The sequence below is a fragment of the Microbulbifer epialgicus genome, assembly GCF_041447265.1.
Taxonomy (GTDB): Bacteria; Pseudomonadota; Gammaproteobacteria; order Pseudomonadales; family Cellvibrionaceae; genus Microbulbifer; species Microbulbifer epialgicus.
Window position 1 is genome coordinate 1 of the sequence record NZ_JBGMEK010000086.1, and the last position, 16,175, is coordinate 16,175.

The window sequence follows — 16,175 nt, forward strand, 5'->3', positions numbered from 1 at the left end:
ACGAAGAGCTGATGAACTTCTACGACTTTCCTGCGAAGCACTGGCAGAGTATTCGGACAACGAATCCGATTGAGTCGACCTTTGCCACAATACGACACCGGACGAAGCGTTCAAAAGGCTGCCTGTCGAGAGAGGGGATGTTACACATGCTGTTCAAGCTTGGCATGTGCGCAGAAGAAAGATGGAGAAAACTACGGGGCTTTAACTACCTGGCCAAGGTAATTACCGGAGTAAAATTCACGGATGGAGAGGAAGCGACAACCACCGATCAGAGCGCTGCTTGATCAGACTGGCTAAACACCAGAATTGACAATAACTCTATTTAAACTTGCGATTCCGTAAAGAGGGGAAGCTAAAGCCCTCCTCCCCTCTTTTATTACACAGAAAGGTGGCCCCTACTCCTCCAATACATTACAAGAGCATACAGCTCTGATACTCCGCGATTGAGATAGCGGACAGCGCTCTTTGATAACTATCGTCACTCATGAACAGAAAAAATCTGTTAAAGTCGCGCAGAAAATTGACGGACATGAAAATCCCCCAACAACGTTAATCTATGAAGAGCCTCCAGAGGAAATTCTTGAAGATGCGCCCCGGGGGCTGAACCCTGAGGCGAAGTCGACACAACTTTAACTTATTTTACCGAGGATAGAGGTTTTCCGGAGAAGACTTGTATTGCTTTCTCAGTTACACTCTCTTGATCAACTGCTCTTTGTGCACATGCATATAGTATTTCTTCTACTCCACGGTTATTACATTCCCATGTCGCTTGATTTTCTTTACCTGCAATCTGAACATAGGGGTGGGAAGACTGGGAACTCAATAGCTTCAAATACATTGCATGATAAATAGCGCTCAGTTGCAGATGAGGAATAGAGCTTTTTAGTCTCCAAAATATCTTTAGACCTTCACGATCTAGGTCGCCCCAAAAATAGATACGAGGGTGAGTTAGAAGTTCTAATACATCTGGAGGATTGCCACTCCGAACCAGACTTTTCAGGCCATTACCTTGCTCTACTATAGATGCCAATTGACGACCGTATTCATCTCCTGAGCGGGAAAGACCATAGCCGTAGGTAGCTACCCAAGCTATTCGTTCGCATCCTTCCACTCCGATTGCAGACTCAAGAGCTTGCGGGTTTTCAACCAAAACCACGCACTCAGGATCCTGTGGTCCCGCTGTAATGACGTATGATGGAGGACCAGATAGTGTACTGAGATCTATGCCGAAGTTTCGTAGACATTGTGACGGAAGAGCATCAAGTATCTTGGAACTACCAAGTAAATACCTTGAACTGACAATATAGCGTGACTCTCCCTTAAGCTTAGGAAAATCCGTTCTAAGCTGGCACAACCCGTGATAAAGATGATTCAAATCAGAATCACACAGATCTGCTAGCTGTTCCGACATACCCAGTAGAGCTTCTATATCATTTATGCTGGCTTCGTTACCAACAAGAACACTTTCCCAACGCAACTCCGATTCGGATCGGGGCCTTACGATATTAAGGCGGACTCTTCCAATGGGCTCTCCACGTAACCATGAATCGCATTGCACTTCATCAGAGTCCTTGAGCTCTGATAGACCTTTGATTACATCTGACCGATCCAGCTTAGATTTTTTCTGTAAGCGCTCAACCAGCTTGTCTCCCTGTGCAGTAGATTTATTACCTTCCGACAAAGCATTTCGTATTTGGTCTAATTTGTTCACTTCAAGCATCCAATTTTGGGATGTGGCGAATTTGCGCAGTTTTCAGGATAGCTTCATTTTCACTTTCTTCGCAGAAGTTCACCCAACCTCTTTGATGGTTTCCCTCTTTACCATTCCCTTCTTTCTTACCAACAATTAAAACCGGAAATTTGTTGAAATCGTTCTGATAATGCGGGTTGTGTATCAAGCCAATGAGCTGGAAACTTCCCCGGGTACTTTCTATCCCAGACATAGAGCTATCAATAAGCTCCCGGTTGGATAGGTTGGAGAACATACCATCGATCAGCATGATGTTGGTAGACATCTCTCGAGCCTTTTGTTGTGACCGTCGCGTGGACAGTCTCTTAGCCTCACGTTCAATTGAAAACTCAGCCAAGCGAATAGCCCACATCAAGGATAATGCCGCCTTCTGTCCTTCGCTCAGTTTTGAGTTAAATTCATGCTCACCACCTCCACTTCGAATTGAGGTGTTCACATATGTAATTGTCGGGTTGGAGAAGATAGCCTTGTACATTGTTTCCCGAATGGTAGCTCGAAGCGAGTCATGGTACGCATCATCATCTTTCCCAAGGGCCCCCTTAGCTTGTCGCTCTCGTCGCTGATGCTCCTGAATGTCTACTTCAGCTACAATTCCATCCATAAGGCGTTTTATTCCACTTTTATCCAGAACATCTGCATTCACATTGAAGTACGAGGTATGTGATCCACGCTTGGATCCTACAACGGACTTTAAAATGCCCAGGTCTGTTGCCGCATAGTCAATAAGGTGGGCGAGTCTACTCGTAACAAGCTGCCGAGATTCGCGCTCGGAGGACTCAAACTTTTCCAGCATCCCTTTTGATTTCTCATGCTGATCCAGAATGCCTTCATAAAGACTTCGTATTTTAGGTATGTCTTCTGAGCCTTTAACCTCCTTCAGTGTTTGTGCTTCTACTGGCTTCAAACCGGTGGCAACACTCCCGATTCGCATGGATTGATTGACGAACTCAGATATTTTGTTTCTCAGGCTTTCTTTTGTGCGCCTCAAGTCTGCGGCTTTGCGATCGATATCGATCTCTTCGAGACGATCCCTGACACCATTCGCATGATGACGAGCATCTTTTGCTCCTTTCTCATCTGCTTGAGATTTTAGGTTATTGCATACCAGCATTAATGGGTCATCAAGGGCAGCTTCACACTCATTCATAACCACATCTTCGCTAACTCCTGCCACGCTGCGGTATTTTTTGATCGCTAACAAAACCGCATTATCGATTGATTCCATGGCCTTCCAGATATCAGGAAGATTTTTCTCGATGGGTTCAATTTTTTCAAATGCTGATGTTCGACTAAGGTCGGCAGCTTCTTTCTTCCTTGATAGATCTGCAATTTTCTCTAAGAGCTTAGCTTCACCATCACCTTCTTCTAAGCTGTCTACATAGCTTTGAGCACCCTCGAAGTGTTTTTCATACGCGTGCCTATTCTGAGCTCGCTTCAAGCCTATTGACAATCGTTCTGACTCGTCATCTTTAGTGGCCATAAAGCTTGGGCCATCTTTTCGGTAGAAGACAGATGCGCCATTAAGTATCAGCAAAAGTTCCTCAGGCAGCACGCTATCAATTTCTTGACTTACCCTATCCCGCTCGTCGGCAAGCTCTTCCTCTCGTAACTCGTTCTCGCTGATTTTCTCAGCGGACAACCGTTCCTCTTCTTCTAGGGACTCAATACTTGAAGATAGCCGAGCATCCTCCTCTCTACCCCCTCGCTGTACATAGTCCTCGGCTGATCGAGTCATAGATATAACTTCTTCGGACGTTAGCTTAAAATATTTTTCCTTGTCGAGTCGGCACTCCTCAAGTTCGGTCTGAATGGATTTCAGTGTGTCGGGCTCAGAATTATCTATGGCTTTGCGTGCCCTGATCGCCAACTGAACATTTTCGGTTTCATCTGATATCGATTCAGATTCTGTATTGAGCTTATCAATTAGAAGTTCCTTCTTCTTAATTTGAGAATCCAGGTGCTCTTTCTCCCGCTCTACTAGGCCTGGGTCCAACAAGCATTCAACCGACCGAGTTATTATCCCTGTAGTAGTTCCAACCATCAGCGTGTCGCCGATGCATTCAATGTCGGCATTTCTGCAGTACTCGGATACACTTCTGTATAGGAATACCGGTATTTGTGCTCCGTTTGATTCAAATGTTTTAGCTGCTTTCTGGGCGCCTTCCTCAGTTGCCAGAACTGGGGCAAACAGTAACGCCGAGAACACACCGAGCATCTGGCGCTTGCGTTCGTTTTCCAGACCTAAGCCTTCTATAACCTGGTGCAGGCTTTGATGGTCGATTGAATCTTCATCAAGTTTTGCGAGCGCCTGTCGTGTTGAGGCATTAGCCGCAATGCTCTCATTGTTCAAAGCTACTCTTTGAACTCTTAGGTCGGAAAGTAAATCATTGGCTTGAGACAGCTCTACAGCTATTCCATTTCTTCGGACTTGGATGTCATCCAACCACTGTCCTGGAGTCTTAATTTCAGAAACAGCCTGACGATACCTATGAAGCGCATTCACACCTTCCAAGCACCTTGTTTCTTCCGGCAAAAATTTGGCTTCTTTTTGCTCAGACTTGGCCAATGAGCGCCTCCAGGAATTCTCCGCCCCTACTGGTGAAACATCCCCAAAACGGGAAACAAATGCATCATAGTGTGACCTTCCCTCTGAGAGCCGATCCAGTTTCTGTTTTTGTTCGGCAAGAGTTGTTCGGGTTTTAGACAAGGCGACCCGACATGTATTTAGACTTTTAGATAAATCATCCAACTTCCTAGAAATATCACTCCTGCTCTTTGTGAGTCGATCTTTATCCTCTTTCTTCTCGTTAGTAATATCTTCTGGTATAGCATCTTTTCCGAACGTAGCGACAAACTCAGTCCAGCTCGCCTTATACTCTTCAAGCTTGGCATTCAAAAGATCGAAAGCCGACTTTGCATCTTGAGCGTTTTTGAGTTCCGATCCTACAATCTCCCCGGTTTTCATGGGAGCCTGAAGCTCATCATCAGAAAAAAAGCCGGACTCCACCATGGCTGCATGCAATCCTTGATTGGTCTCCATCCGTTGCTGCTGGTTCTGTAGTGCCGTAATTCGACCCTGTAGCTCCTGAGATCTATTGCTCTCTTCTTCGACGGTATGTCTTAGTGACTTAATAAATTCGGTATGCTCGACAAACATCTGCCGGTAAACATTGGTATCGGCAACGTTATCAAACCAGCTGAAAGCATCCTCGATAAACTCTCTTGCTGTTTCTTTTGTCAGCTCCTGAGCCAAAGACGAGGACGCCTTTACGATATTCACGGCACCACTCAAAGAATAGGATTTTCCCGATCTCCGGCCCCCGTGAGTTGCCCCTCGTAACTTGAAGTCGCAAGTAAAATCAATGACTTGCGAGGCATCCCACCCTTCGATGCTGTTTCTTTGTGCAAGCTCATTAATGTGTTTTGGCTGCCGACCCACAAGAACCGACAGCCCTTTATCAAGCAGCCGCGGCTCAGTTGAACCCGGCTCTATGACCAAATTGCGTGCTACTTCACCAACCTTGCCATCTGGAAAATCGCCCTTCAGTATTCCGGGGAGGCCACCTCTCTCAACTAGTTCGGTCAGCAATTGAACATCGTGCTGTATCTTGCCGAGCTGCTTTCTGAACTCCTCGCTCTTCGTTTCAACACCGTCGACGGCTTTCATAACCTGGCTCAGCTGATCAACACTTTCGCCCAGATCCTTGGTTTCCCGCCTTTTTGCCTCTGTATTCTGTTTGGCAGTCACAGTACTGAATACCGATCGCTCAACGGAGTCTTCGAGACTTACCTCACCCTCTTCACCCTCGCGATCCATAATCCCTTCCATGATCGCCGGTGCCAACACCTTATGGAAAAACACTTCTGCATAAGTTTGCCCTGAGCGTGGTTTAATCTCATACAGTAACGCGCTCTTATCCTGGCCACCCCGCTTTTGGAAGTCTGCTAGCTGCCGCACAATCGACTGGGGTAGATTAGCCTTGAGTGATAAGGCATCCTCCCATTCATCCTCGTGGGGCCCCATAGATAGTCCGGAGATCTGCTTCCTCGCGGCGACGAAGTCTTCATTGCTCAGCAGCGATATTTTTTTCCCTTTCTCATTGCCTATAGGTAGGTCCTCCAAGCGTCCCTGGAAGTAGTAATAATTCATCGCCTGATCATTGTTATAGCAGTACATGCCGAACACCCAATGCTCGCCGTTAATATCATTGCCCTGATCAGTTAAAAAATCTGATTGTCCAGCGTTGCTTAATGGACGTATCAACTCTATTTGAAAGTGGGACCAAACCTTTGATGATTTGGGGCTAAATTTGCTCTTGGTGCGACTGATAAGGGTTTGATCTCGAGAGAGTAACCCGGTGATGCCTTCACCGAGGGTGGTTTTACCTCCGCCGTTGGTCAAATTTACTGCGGTTGACTGACCCCGGAAGTCCAGACATACATATCGAAGCATTGGCGCCCACGGTTTACGCGGGTTGTCACCATGAAAGTTGAGCACATTACTTACTGCTACCCGGTTAATTAGGCCCATAGCTCAGCATCCTCCACCTCATTATCATCTACACCTGGCGCTACGATGTTAACCAAGCTGCCCAACGTATTATCTATTGGGATTCGCAAAGAACTGTCGTAATTCTGAGCAATCTCATAGGCTCCCAATAAAGTTTGCTGATATTCGTTTTTATCGATCTCGCAAACAAGTCCGGCGGCACACATCAATTTCATATATGCAGATATTCTGCGGGGGACATCCTTCCCTTTCTCAGAATCCAAAATTTCTATCACTTTGGATCCGGCAGCCTCGCTTACTCCCATCTGTCGAATGTGCGATATATGATCCTGTACAGCCTCTTCAAGTGCTTCTCTGGAGAATGTTGCATCGACATAGCTCGACACTTCCGAAACACCTCTTCCTGCCCTGGTGTACACCAGAGATAGATAGATTAACCAGATATGGAGAAACCAGACTGCAGACTCCTCCTGCGTTCCATTGCCACGGACATTCATTTCCGAAAAAACACGTTCTGTAGACATGAAGCTGGATGCCGGTGCATCTTCGCTACGAGCCAATACCCACACCCGACCGGCAACCGGTACACCTCTGGTAGTATCATCAAACTCAATAACCTTAAAACCTTGAGGAGCCAAAAATTCATTGAGTTGATCAAGTTGATCTGCGGAAGCACTCCTCAGTATTGAGGCTATTACACTTTCTCCATCTCGGCTTCTGCGCTGAATCGGTTTAGACTCAACCGACCTGTACTTAAGCAGGTAGTGGTAAACCCGACCGATATCACCTATATCCATATTGTTAAGCCTCGCTTATGTTTACCGTGGGGTTTACCCAGTGCAATATCAATTCATCGCCCTGCAAGCGGTTTCCATTGGGCAGCAGCACGTCCAATTCGCCCGAGCCAACCGACACCCCTAAATCTCGATTTGATTCGTCCAACCATTCCGGAGTTGAGTAGACGCCAATAAACTGCGGAAGAACATCAACTTCCTCTAGCTCAACCCACCCATTTTCTATTCCGGCCGTTAGCGATACAGGACCTTTGGCCAGTTCAGCCAGAATTTCATCTCTATATGCATGCAGGAAGCGCTCAATAAGCGCAGGTAGATCATCAACCGCCTCATCTTCAAAAACCATAGTGGCCGAGGATTGCGACTCTTGTTGCAAACTGAGGATTCCCGAGAAATCCATGGGAGATGGTGCGGTTATATCAGCACTCCAAGGTCCCAACGCTGTTATACACAGGTCGGTAATTTCATCTGAGCAAGGATGCAGGGCCAGGCCAACCGCAGCCTCATCAAAACGGATCAAACCAATAACCTCCCTTTTGGCGGAGGCCAACGCGGATACCAATGTTTGAAATTTTCGGCTAAGTCTTTCGATGGCCTGCAGGATCTCATGGAACGATTGCTGGACCGTATAGGGAGTAAACGATTGGCCGGCTTCAGTTTCCAGCCAGCAGAGATATTGCTCTTTGTTTTGTTTGGTACCGAAGTAGTCCGCAGCTCTTTCTACGGATTCCTGCACCCCTTTGATAACCTCCAGATAGTCATCACGATGGGCTTCAAAGTCAGACATCAACTCATCCATGTGCTGCCTTTCAAGCAGCATGGTGATTTCTTTCGAAAATCGCCGTATTTGAGCTACGAGGCCTTCAGATAAAGACGGGATATCACCATACGCACAATAGTTGATAGCCCGCTCAAGCTTGCCGGCATCATCTGCCGCATAGAGCCATTTTTGTGCGGCTTGGGACAGTAGTACGGATCTTGAGCCTGAAGTGCTCAATCGGCACCGGTCACGTCGCTTGGTATTTCTAGGCCACTCAATTAGTGCAGTTTCACGCTTCAGGGTTTGCCGCTCAGGAGCTCCGTGTTCATCCCACGCCTTGATAGATATCAATCGTGTGGGCGTGGCCAAATAGTTTGCCACAAACAGAATGTCTTCCCGAGAGATGTTATGCCTGTCGGCAAGCTCTTCAAATATAACCTCAACAGGCACCCAGGCATCATTGCTTTCCAGATCCCTTTCGTAAAGATATTGCATTAGAGATGTAGCGACTTTAAGCCAAAGCCCTAAACCGGTACCAGGACGCTTATCGGGTGGTGAATAAACTGTAGTGCCAGGTCCGCGATCACAATCATGTAGGTCGAGTAGCCTAGCGGTCGATGCCAGTAAGAGAGGCCAATCCATCAGCTTTTCCAACTCTGGTTAAGAGTAAAATGATTAGTGCCTGCAACCCTACCTGTTCATTTATGAACGGTCAATCAACAATACTGATTTATTATTGAATAAGCTGTGTGGTAAGCTAGGGAAAGATGTAATCCACGGATATGCGCAATGAATCTTCCTTCATTCGGCCCTGAGACCACTCAATACCTCAATAGCGAGCTGGCTTTCGACGATATAATTGAACTCAAGCTCTTTTATTGGGGATTCCTCAGTCGAGAAGACATCTGTAAACACTTCAATCTAGGTAAGGTAAAAGCCAGCGCAGCACTTAAGAGCTATGCCGAATTACATCCCCGTAATATGGTTTATTCAACATCGGATAGAGCTTATATATGGACTCATGAATTCCACGCTTCAACTGCCATCCCAGCAGAGATAGCGTTAGAGTTATTGGCTAGCGGGATCTTTCCCATCAAATATCAGGGCCCAGTATTTTCCCCAGAAGCCATCGGGCTAGCACTTAATCTTTCGCCTGAGTTAGTAGGTCCAATGACTCGTGCCATGGTATTAGGCAACGGGATTAATATTGACTATGTATCAGGAACGTCCGGAGCATCACATAAAACTCTTTACCCTCACTCCATTTTTAAAAGTGGAGGTGCATGGTATTTTAGAGCGTATGATGCTGGAAACCGCCAATTTCGGACCTTTCGCTTCAATAGGATATCCGGATGTGAGCAGACAATCGTTCCCGAAATGACGGATGCGGCCTCGTCTCGCCATGATACAGAATGGCAGACACCTACCGTTCTAAGTCTAGGGCCACACCCTAAACACCCTCATCCAGAAGCATTGGCTCTCGATCTTGGATTAGCCGAGAATTCAGTTAGAAACATAGTCACCAACCAAATCATGGCACCCTTTATCCTCACTGACCTTCGTGTTGACTGCTCGAAGGATACATCTTTAGACCCATACGAATACCCAATTCATCTGATGAACAGAAACGAAGTTGACCATTTAGACGGGATGGTGATATCTCCTGGATTTAATAGGAAATAAGAGAAGCTTTTTCCTCAAAGTTAGTAATCGATGTTCAGTGCAATTGATATAGACAGTTAGTATCTAGATTTTTTTATTCTCTAGATCTTCAAATTTAGCAGTCATGGTAGGATTTTTGCGTGTCAGCTTTTTAATTGTGACATCCTGGGCCTTGTTATTTGCGAGACGAAGATTGCGGTCCGTTCCAAGCAGAGCATCCTTGGTTTTCTGTAGGTGGTCTATGGATTTATCAATTTCATCGATTGCCGTTTGAAATTTTCTAGAAGCAAGATCATAATTCTTTGCAAACGCAGTTTTGAACTTGTCAAGATCATTTTCAAAGTTTGTTATATCAATATTTTGTGATTTAACGAGCGCTAGTTCTGACTTATATTCCAACGATTTCATTGCCGCATTGCGCAGCAGTGTGATCATAGGAATGAAGAATTGTGGACGAATAACATACATTTTGGGATATCGGTGGAACACATCAACAATCCCAGAATTATAGAGTTCGCTATCAGGTTCGAGTAATGAAACCAATACAGCATACTCGCACCCCTTTTCTGTACGATCTTTATCTAATTCCTTTAGGAAATCTTCGTTCTTTTTCTTGGTTGCAGTAGTGTCACTTTCGTTCTTCATCTCAAACATGATTGAAACAATCTCTGTGCTAGAATCATCAGAGTCACGAAAAATAAAGTCGCCTTTACTGCCAGAACGGGCATCATTATCTTTTTCAAAATAAGCATTTGGAAACGCAGTTGCACGAATCCGATTAAACTCTATTTCACAATGCTGCTCCAAGGTTTCGCCAACCATTTTTGTCGACAGGCGAGCTTTCATATCTCGAAGACGCTCAATTGCATCATCACGATCTTTAATTTGTGTTTCATATTTATCTTTAAGGGATTTCTCGGAAAGCTGTTTTTCTAACTCCACCTGTTTAAGACCACTTTTCAGTTCATCGCGCTCTTTCTCGATTTCGTTAAGCGCTTCAGCTATTGCAAGTTTTTTTGATATTTCACTTGCGCTAAGCTTCTCTTCAGCTAGTTTCAAAGCAGCTTTATTATCCCGCTTCACCTTTTCCAGTTGATTAGAAAGAGCATCACGTTCTCTTTCTACAGCCTTTAGTGCCTCTGTTACTGCTAATTGACGCTCGACTTCTCCGGCATCCAATTTTGCTTTCAATTCTTGAATTTCAGCATCCTTGGCCAAGGATACTTTCTGCATGTCGTTTCTTACATTGCTCTCAGCAAGCTCCACTTCCTTTAACTTATCCTTTTCAGCCAGCTCAAGTCGTTCGTGCAACTGCTGGTCAAATTCCCTATCTCTAACTTGCTTTAGGATATCTGCATAACCAGCTTCATCAACTTTAAACGCCTTCTTGCAACTTGGACAGACAACTTCATGCATATCAATTCACCTTTAAACACTAATGGCCACCGCCAAGTCTTAGAAATCAAACCAAAAGGCATCTTTGATGATTCCCTGCGAATCCTACTAGAACAGTATTTCATGCTGCACAACATCGAATTTAAGGTGATTAGCAATGAGTCGATCTTCTCCCAGCTGCTTGAGGCGTTACCTAAACTTGCGCACTGATCCTCTCTTTTAAGGCAGAGACATGCGAAATTACACCATTAAGTTTGCCATCCTGCTGTAAGCCAGAGAGTGTTTGCAAAGCCGTATCGAGAGCCTCCCTATCTAGGGTGCCGAACCCTTCGTCCAAGAATAGCGAATCCACTCGACCATTCTTATACTTACCATATGAGACAAACCCAGAGCTAAAGGCAGGCTCACAATAAAGCTTTCACTACACCATCTAATCCATATAATGATGTGTAGTTGCCGGATTGGCACTGAATATGACTATCGGCATCCTCCGCCGTTTCAATCACCGGGTATGTCATCCTCCCATAATCCCTTATTTTTTAGGTCCTATTATTCCACTGTGGTAAGCATCCATTCTCGACAAAATATAGCTGCATCATTTCAGCTTCTATCAAGCCCGGTAAATACCTTTCTTTATTGCTGGGCATTGTTATAGCCCATGCAAAAACGAGAGCACATTCTAGTTCATTCATTTTTTGTTTGAAAAATGTTACTCTCGGAATCTTTTCTTGTTTATTACACAGTCGTTTGGCTATCCCCTGCTTACTGCGGTTACCTTTCTGATTGATCTCTCCAGCTTTCCCAATGTAGAGTAAGTTTGATGGCAGTAAATCATGAGCAAATATAAGGTAGACCCCAAACTCATTGGAAACATTATTCTCCGAGACAGCTTTTCTAATACTGCAATTACGATCCAAACGGAAATCATTGACTAAAAATTTCTTTGACAGATAATCAATAAGATTAATAGCCATACTCCTAGACCCCTAGATTTGAGCCAGCAATATATTTGCCAACGGCTTTTGGAGAATATCCAATTTTTTTCAGCCGTCTTAGAATTGATTTATCAGAGCGATTTATCTCTTTTTTTGCCTCTTTAATTATTCCGCTAATACTGGAGCGGGACTCTATCGCTCTGATTAAGCAGTCTTGTTCTTCTATGGTCCATTGACCTTTATCGGAATCTAACATTTTGCTTCCTTTCAAATGATTGTCCATCACCCAAAGTCAACGTGATACTTTGCCAAAAAATCAATCATCTCAGATTCATTGCCGCTATCGTAAAACCGGATCATTTTGGTATTGAACTCAAGCTTTGCTTTTGCTGGCACCAAAATAGGAGAAATACCCTCAGATAGCAGAACCCCATTCATCATCAGCCGACCAGTACGCTTATTCCCATCCCAGAAGAACTGATTGCGAGCCATCTGCAAAAATAGGGAGCAAGCCCGTACCTTAATGTCCTGAATCGTCCCCAGCTTGCCGATCATTTCGTTCCACTTGGCATCCAGGGTTTCTGCCTTTGGAGGGGTGTATTCAGTACCAGAGATTCGTACATTGCCAGTTCTAAAGCAGCCCCAATCCAGGGCCTCTTCTTTGGCAACCAGGTCTTGAAGACTGCACGCTACTTCTTTTGTTACTGCGAAGCGTTCGGCCTCGATCAGTCCAAATAGCTCCTCCCAGCTGGCCTTCTGGTTTAGCACCAGGTTCTGCTCGCTCAGGGTATGCCCACCAACTGTAATCCCATCTAACAGCGTTTGGACCTCTGGCAATGTGAAAGGTGAATCTTCCAGTGCGGCGGTATCAAATACGAACTGCGTCATATAATGCTTGCACTGAAAAAGTAGTTTCTTATTCATATAAAAGCTCATCGCACTTTAACCTTCAGTTGCTTTTGGGCACTCTGACCTTATTAAATAGATCGCGAAAAATCTTTTCCAACTCTCTTTCTCTTGGCCTAATCTTTCGATCCAAGGTTTCTTTCCCTTTAATCCCGCTTACGGCCATAAGATCTTTATATCCGCAACCAGCCTCATACATGTTTTTGATAAAAGTATCTCGGAATGATGATGGTTTAGCGCCTTGAATAGATGTTTTCGCAATTAACTGTTTCAGCTTGGAGTTCATAGATACTGGCTGACGGTCATTCGATCCCTTACTCCTAAGAGATAAACTAAATTCTTTATTTCTATCATTAAGGAAAAAATAGCTTTCGGGATCTGAATGCCGGTACCATGATTTGTTACTGCGAAATAACCGCCTATCGACCCGGCTTTCCATGTAAGCCTCAAAAAACGGGAGTACGTGATCTTCAGTGTGCAACTCCCTGGCTTCGCCATTGTATGAGACTGATTCCGGCAGGGTCCAAATCCTATAAAACTCTCCACTTTGCGCCATTACATGCTGCAACTGCAACAAACTCAATTCTGAAGGCGTTAGCCCCCAGTACACAGCCCCGATAATCAACGCGGCATTTCTTTGCCCGTGTGGAGGGGCCGCATTCATATCAAGTAGAAGCTGTAACTCCTGCTCAGTAAATAATTTTTCTACCGCCATGACTCTCAAAGTGTCCATTATGAATATCACAGAAGTGATTATTATCTATATCTGTGATACATGCTAGCACCCTGATCTACATATCACAATAACCTGCATAGTAATAATTGTGATAATAGGCGCTTAATTTAACGTGGATTTCTTGGCTCTAGCTAAACAAAACCGGGCCTTGATGGGAATGTTAAGTTCTTCGGACCTAGTGGCTTGGTAAATACACCCCGCCCCCTTTATTACCTTTAAGAAATAAAAAAACGTATTTATATTTCTCTAATGTTAAAGGAGCTTCGTGCAACATTTCTCTCGATTTTGTTAAATAGCCATTTTTCCAAGCACTGGGGCAGCGTATCGCCACCCTGCGCAAACACCAGAACCTGACACAGGCGCAGCTAGCCGAGTTCCTGGAGATTTCCCAGCAGCATATGGCTTCGTTCGAGAAGGGCATCCGCAAGCTGCCCGCTTCCATGCTGCCCAGGCTGGCGCAGCTATTCGGGGTCAGTGTGGATGAGTTGGTGGGACTGAAGGACACGGCGGCCAAGCGCGGACCGGTACCCAAGCTACAGCGGCAGATCGAACAGGTAGCCCTGCTGCCCAGGGCCAAACAGAAGTTTGTTAGCGAGATATTGGAGACGGTTATTCAGCAGGCTGCTCACTAAACCTGCAACTCCCAGATACAACAAAGCCCCGGCAGACCAATCTATCGGGGCCTAAAACGCTCTAAGGTGAACGCTCAAATATTAGCTCCAACCCAGCATCCTGAATGTATTTTCTTGCTGCTGAATAAAAATTCTCCGCCTTTTCTGATAGAGCTTCTTTGCCTTTTACCTTTATTACAAGCTTAGTACCTTTCGCGTCAGGGAAGCTTGTTAAAACCTCCCCGCTTTCTATAAAAGCCAAATAGGTATTTAGCTTATCTTGCAATATCTCCAAATGAGCATCTTCATCCTCGCCAGACCATTCTAGGTGATCTGTGACCACCAAATAGGTTTTTCCATCTCGCTCATCTGTCCCTATATAATCAATTTTACTTGTATCAACAATACTCATTAATCACCTCAACATCTGAGATTTTTTGATGTACAAGATCTCTGAACCTCTGCTTTTGTAGGTGGAATTTTTGTGCCACCTTTAAAGTCGCCCTTGCCTTTACCAACTACTGTAGCTCCATTCTTTTGCATATCTGGAAATCCTGATTTTTGGTTCTTGGTCAACGGTGCCGTTTCAGAACTCTTATACTCTTTAACCTTTGTCTCCCCGGTTTTTGCACAATTGCCTACACAATCAAGCCTCAGTCTTACACCCTCACCATTCGTTTTAACAGTGATTTGCTGCTCAGCATTAGGCATATTTTGTTTATCTTCTGCAAATGCTTTTCTTTCATAATCTGCACCTTTACTTGCATTCTCTCTGAGTACTTCCTGTTTTGACCTTTGGGCTTGAGATCCTATATCCGTTGTGGCTTGCCCTGACGATTTACTCTCTACAGAACCATTACCGTTGTCGTTTGAGGACTGGGATCTTCCACCACCCTTCCGGCCTTTTTTGCCACTTTCAAGACGTTTTTGTATCGCCTTTTCCGCAGCGACTGCTGCTGCAGTCGTAACGCCAACTCCAGCAGCTACTTCTCTGATGAAAGTCTTTCCACTTTCAACAATAGCTTCCGTGCTGCTAGCACCTGCTTCAACCACTGCTCCATTGCAAGCTTGGCAGGCCAGCTCAGCAGCAATAACCAATTCCGCATTTTCCGGAGAGATAATACCTAAAGACTTCGCAATGCCGATACCAGCACCATAGGCACGATCACCGGGGGCATATCCACTTGGGTCTGTTCCCGCTAGCGGATTATTGAGGATGTAACTGTATGGGTTAAGTGCCTGCGAATCACCGGGTTGAACAATAATTGGGTCCACGCTCAAAAAACGACCCAGATTATAATCATAGGCCCGCCCGTTCATATGGATCAATTCCACATCATCCAGATGCTCGTGGTCGGTAAAGCCTCGGGTGCTGTAGGCGCTCTCTAAGATAGCGGTTTCTTTATCGAGAATATTGCCCTGTCGCGGTTTGCCGAAGGGGTCAAAGCTGTGGCTTTCTTTTAGGTTGCCGGCTTCGTCTCCCACGGCGGCGGCGGAGCCTAGGCGGTCGCGGTGGCTGAAGCCTATCTTGTGGCTAATATCATTGCCTTTCTCGGTGCTGGTGAGCACGGCGATGTCGCCGATAAAGTGGCGGTACTGGGTTTCACCGCCGCCGGTAATCTTTTCGAACAGCTTGTCGATATACAGGGTGGTCTTGCCGCTGGTTTGGTTGACCTGTTTGTAACGCATCTGGTCGGCGCCATAGTAGAAGTACAGGTTGGCGCCGTTGCGGTTGATACGGGTGGGTTTGTTAAAGGCGTTGTACCAGATCTGCTGCGCGCCGTTTTCATGGGTGCGGTTGCCGTTCTGGTCGTAGCCATAGGTCTTGGTGCCGCCATTGATCAGGCTAACGCTCTTCACGGCGCTGGGACCGCCACTACTACCGTCGGTGTAGCTATAGCTGCTGGCGAAGTCGTCTTTTTTCAGCAGGTTGCCAATGGCATCGTAGTCGTAATCGATACTGGGGCCATCGGTGCGGGTGCTGTAGTCGAGGCGGTTGAGGGCATCGTAGATGTGATTCTCTACATTGAGTGCCGGCGATTCTGAGGGCAGCTGCACTACCTGTTCCGACAAGTTGCCGAAGCTGTCGTAGCTGTAGGCAATACCCTGGTGGTTT

The 16,175-nt window shown here is 45.6% G+C and carries 16 protein-coding genes; 5 read left to right on the forward strand and 11 right to left on the reverse strand.

Annotated elements, in window-relative coordinates:
* Both ACCI49_RS20710 and ACCI49_RS20715 read left to right on the forward strand, forming a co-directional pair.
* On the forward strand, positions 1 to 284 hold a 284-nt coding region (locus tag ACCI49_RS20710; RefSeq protein ID WP_371841136.1), incomplete at its 5' end, for a transposase.
* A 181-nt stretch (positions 285 to 465) separates the two neighbouring features.
* Positions 466 to 633 (forward strand): hypothetical protein, encoded by a 168-nt coding sequence (locus ACCI49_RS20715; protein ID WP_371841137.1) that lies wholly within the window; start codon positions 466 to 468, stop codon positions 631 to 633.
* A 1-nt stretch (position 634) separates the two neighbouring features.
* Here the strand turns inward: ACCI49_RS20715 and ACCI49_RS20720 are convergent, their stop codons facing one another.
* The 4 genes from ACCI49_RS20720 to ACCI49_RS20735 all read right to left on the reverse strand — a co-directional run bounded on the left by ACCI49_RS20720 (position 635) and on the right by ACCI49_RS20735 (position 8,456).
* Entirely contained in the window at positions 635 to 1,711 is a 1,077-nt protein-coding gene (locus tag ACCI49_RS20720) for a Wadjet anti-phage system protein JetD domain-containing protein (protein ID WP_371841138.1), read from the reverse strand.
* Between the two features lies 1 nt (position 1,712).
* Entirely contained in the window at positions 1,713 to 6,152 is a 4,440-nt protein-coding gene (locus ACCI49_RS20725) for a hypothetical protein (RefSeq protein ID WP_371841139.1), read from the reverse strand.
* 119 nt (positions 6,153 to 6,271) lie between these two features.
* Positions 6,272 to 7,057, reverse strand: a complete 786-nt coding sequence (locus ACCI49_RS20730; RefSeq protein WP_371841140.1) for a hypothetical protein — start codon at positions 7,055 to 7,057, stop codon at positions 6,272 to 6,274.
* A 4-nt stretch (positions 7,058 to 7,061) separates the two neighbouring features.
* Positions 7,062 to 8,456 (reverse strand): hypothetical protein, encoded by a 1,395-nt coding sequence (locus ACCI49_RS20735; protein WP_371841141.1) that lies wholly within the window; start codon positions 8,454 to 8,456, stop codon positions 7,062 to 7,064.
* 147 nt (positions 8,457 to 8,603) lie between these two features.
* On the opposite strand from ACCI49_RS20735, the gene ACCI49_RS20740 reads away from it, so the two are divergent.
* Entirely contained in the window at positions 8,604 to 9,497 is an 894-nt protein-coding gene (locus tag ACCI49_RS20740; protein ID WP_371841142.1) for a WYL domain-containing protein, read from the forward strand.
* 63 nt (positions 9,498 to 9,560) lie between these two features.
* On the opposite strand, the gene ACCI49_RS20745 is transcribed toward ACCI49_RS20740, so the two are convergent.
* Positions 9,561 to 10,892, reverse strand: a complete 1,332-nt coding sequence (locus ACCI49_RS20745) for a DUF2130 domain-containing protein (protein ID WP_371841143.1) — start codon at positions 10,890 to 10,892, stop codon at positions 9,561 to 9,563.
* On the opposite strand from ACCI49_RS20745, the gene ACCI49_RS20750 reads away from it, so the two are divergent.
* Positions 10,887 to 11,081, forward strand: a complete 195-nt coding sequence (locus ACCI49_RS20750) for a hypothetical protein (protein ID WP_371841144.1) — start codon at positions 10,887 to 10,889, stop codon at positions 11,079 to 11,081. The genes ACCI49_RS20745 and ACCI49_RS20750 overlap by 6 nt on opposite strands.
* A gap of 329 nt (positions 11,082 to 11,410) precedes the next feature.
* On the opposite strand, the gene ACCI49_RS20755 is transcribed toward ACCI49_RS20750, so the two are convergent.
* From ACCI49_RS20755 to ACCI49_RS20770, 4 genes are all read right to left on the reverse strand, one after another.
* On the reverse strand, positions 11,411 to 11,845 hold the full coding sequence (locus ACCI49_RS20755; protein ID WP_371841145.1) for a hypothetical protein: 435 nt from the start codon (positions 11,843 to 11,845) through the stop codon (positions 11,411 to 11,413).
* Positions 11,846 to 11,849: 4 nt separating this feature from the next.
* Complete coding sequence (locus ACCI49_RS20760; RefSeq protein ID WP_371841146.1) at positions 11,850 to 12,062, reverse strand: hypothetical protein; 213 nt, start codon at positions 12,060 to 12,062, stop codon at positions 11,850 to 11,852.
* A 26-nt stretch (positions 12,063 to 12,088) separates the two neighbouring features.
* Positions 12,089 to 12,694 carry a Fic family protein gene (locus ACCI49_RS20765; RefSeq protein ID WP_371841147.1) on the reverse strand — a complete coding sequence of 202 codons (606 nt, stop codon included), beginning with the start codon at positions 12,692 to 12,694 and terminating at the stop codon, positions 12,089 to 12,091.
* A gap of 61 nt (positions 12,695 to 12,755) precedes the next feature.
* Positions 12,756 to 13,427 (reverse strand): site-specific integrase, encoded by a 672-nt coding sequence (locus tag ACCI49_RS20770; RefSeq protein WP_371841148.1) that lies wholly within the window; start codon positions 13,425 to 13,427, stop codon positions 12,756 to 12,758.
* Between the two features lie 332 nt (positions 13,428 to 13,759).
* On the opposite strand from ACCI49_RS20770, the gene ACCI49_RS20775 reads away from it, so the two are divergent.
* Entirely contained in the window at positions 13,760 to 14,080 is a 321-nt protein-coding gene (locus ACCI49_RS20775) for a helix-turn-helix domain-containing protein (RefSeq protein ID WP_371841151.1), read from the forward strand.
* Between the two features lie 61 nt (positions 14,081 to 14,141).
* On the opposite strand, the gene ACCI49_RS20780 is transcribed toward ACCI49_RS20775, so the two are convergent.
* Positions 14,142 to 14,471 carry a DUF6572 domain-containing protein gene (locus ACCI49_RS20780; RefSeq protein WP_371841149.1) on the reverse strand — a complete coding sequence of 110 codons (330 nt, stop codon included), beginning with the start codon at positions 14,469 to 14,471 and terminating at the stop codon, positions 14,142 to 14,144.
* 8 nt (positions 14,472 to 14,479) lie between these two features.
* A partial coding sequence (locus tag ACCI49_RS20785) for an RHS repeat domain-containing protein (protein ID WP_371841150.1) occupies positions 14,480 to 16,175 on the reverse strand: 1,696 nt, incomplete at its 5' end.

Coding starts and splice junctions, on each gene's coding strand:
- ACCI49_RS20730 (WP_371841140.1), bottom strand. CDS start 7,057: ATGGATATAGGTGATATCGGTCGGGTTTACCACTACCTGCTTAAGTAC.
- ACCI49_RS20735 (WP_371841141.1), bottom strand. CDS start 8,456: ATGGATTGGCCTCTCTTACTGGCATCGACCGCTAGGCTACTCGACCTA.
- ACCI49_RS20740 (WP_371841142.1), top strand. CDS start 8,604: ATGAATCTTCCTTCATTCGGCCCTGAGACCACTCAATACCTCAATAGC.
- ACCI49_RS20750 (WP_371841144.1), top strand. CDS start 10,887: ATGCATATCAATTCACCTTTAAACACTAATGGCCACCGCCAAGTCTTA.
- ACCI49_RS20745 (WP_371841143.1), bottom strand. CDS start 10,892: ATGCATGAAGTTGTCTGTCCAAGTTGCAAGAAGGCGTTTAAAGTTGAT.
- ACCI49_RS20755 (WP_371841145.1), bottom strand. CDS start 11,845: ATGGCTATTAATCTTATTGATTATCTGTCAAAGAAATTTTTAGTCAAT.
- ACCI49_RS20760 (WP_371841146.1), bottom strand. CDS start 12,062: ATGTTAGATTCCGATAAAGGTCAATGGACCATAGAAGAACAAGACTGC.
- ACCI49_RS20765 (WP_371841147.1), bottom strand. CDS start 12,694: ATGACGCAGTTCGTATTTGATACCGCCGCACTGGAAGATTCACCTTTC.
- ACCI49_RS20770 (WP_371841148.1), bottom strand. CDS start 13,427: ATGGCGGTAGAAAAATTATTTACTGAGCAGGAGTTACAGCTTCTACTT.
- ACCI49_RS20780 (WP_371841149.1), bottom strand. CDS start 14,471: ATGAGTATTGTTGATACAAGTAAAATTGATTATATAGGGACAGATGAG.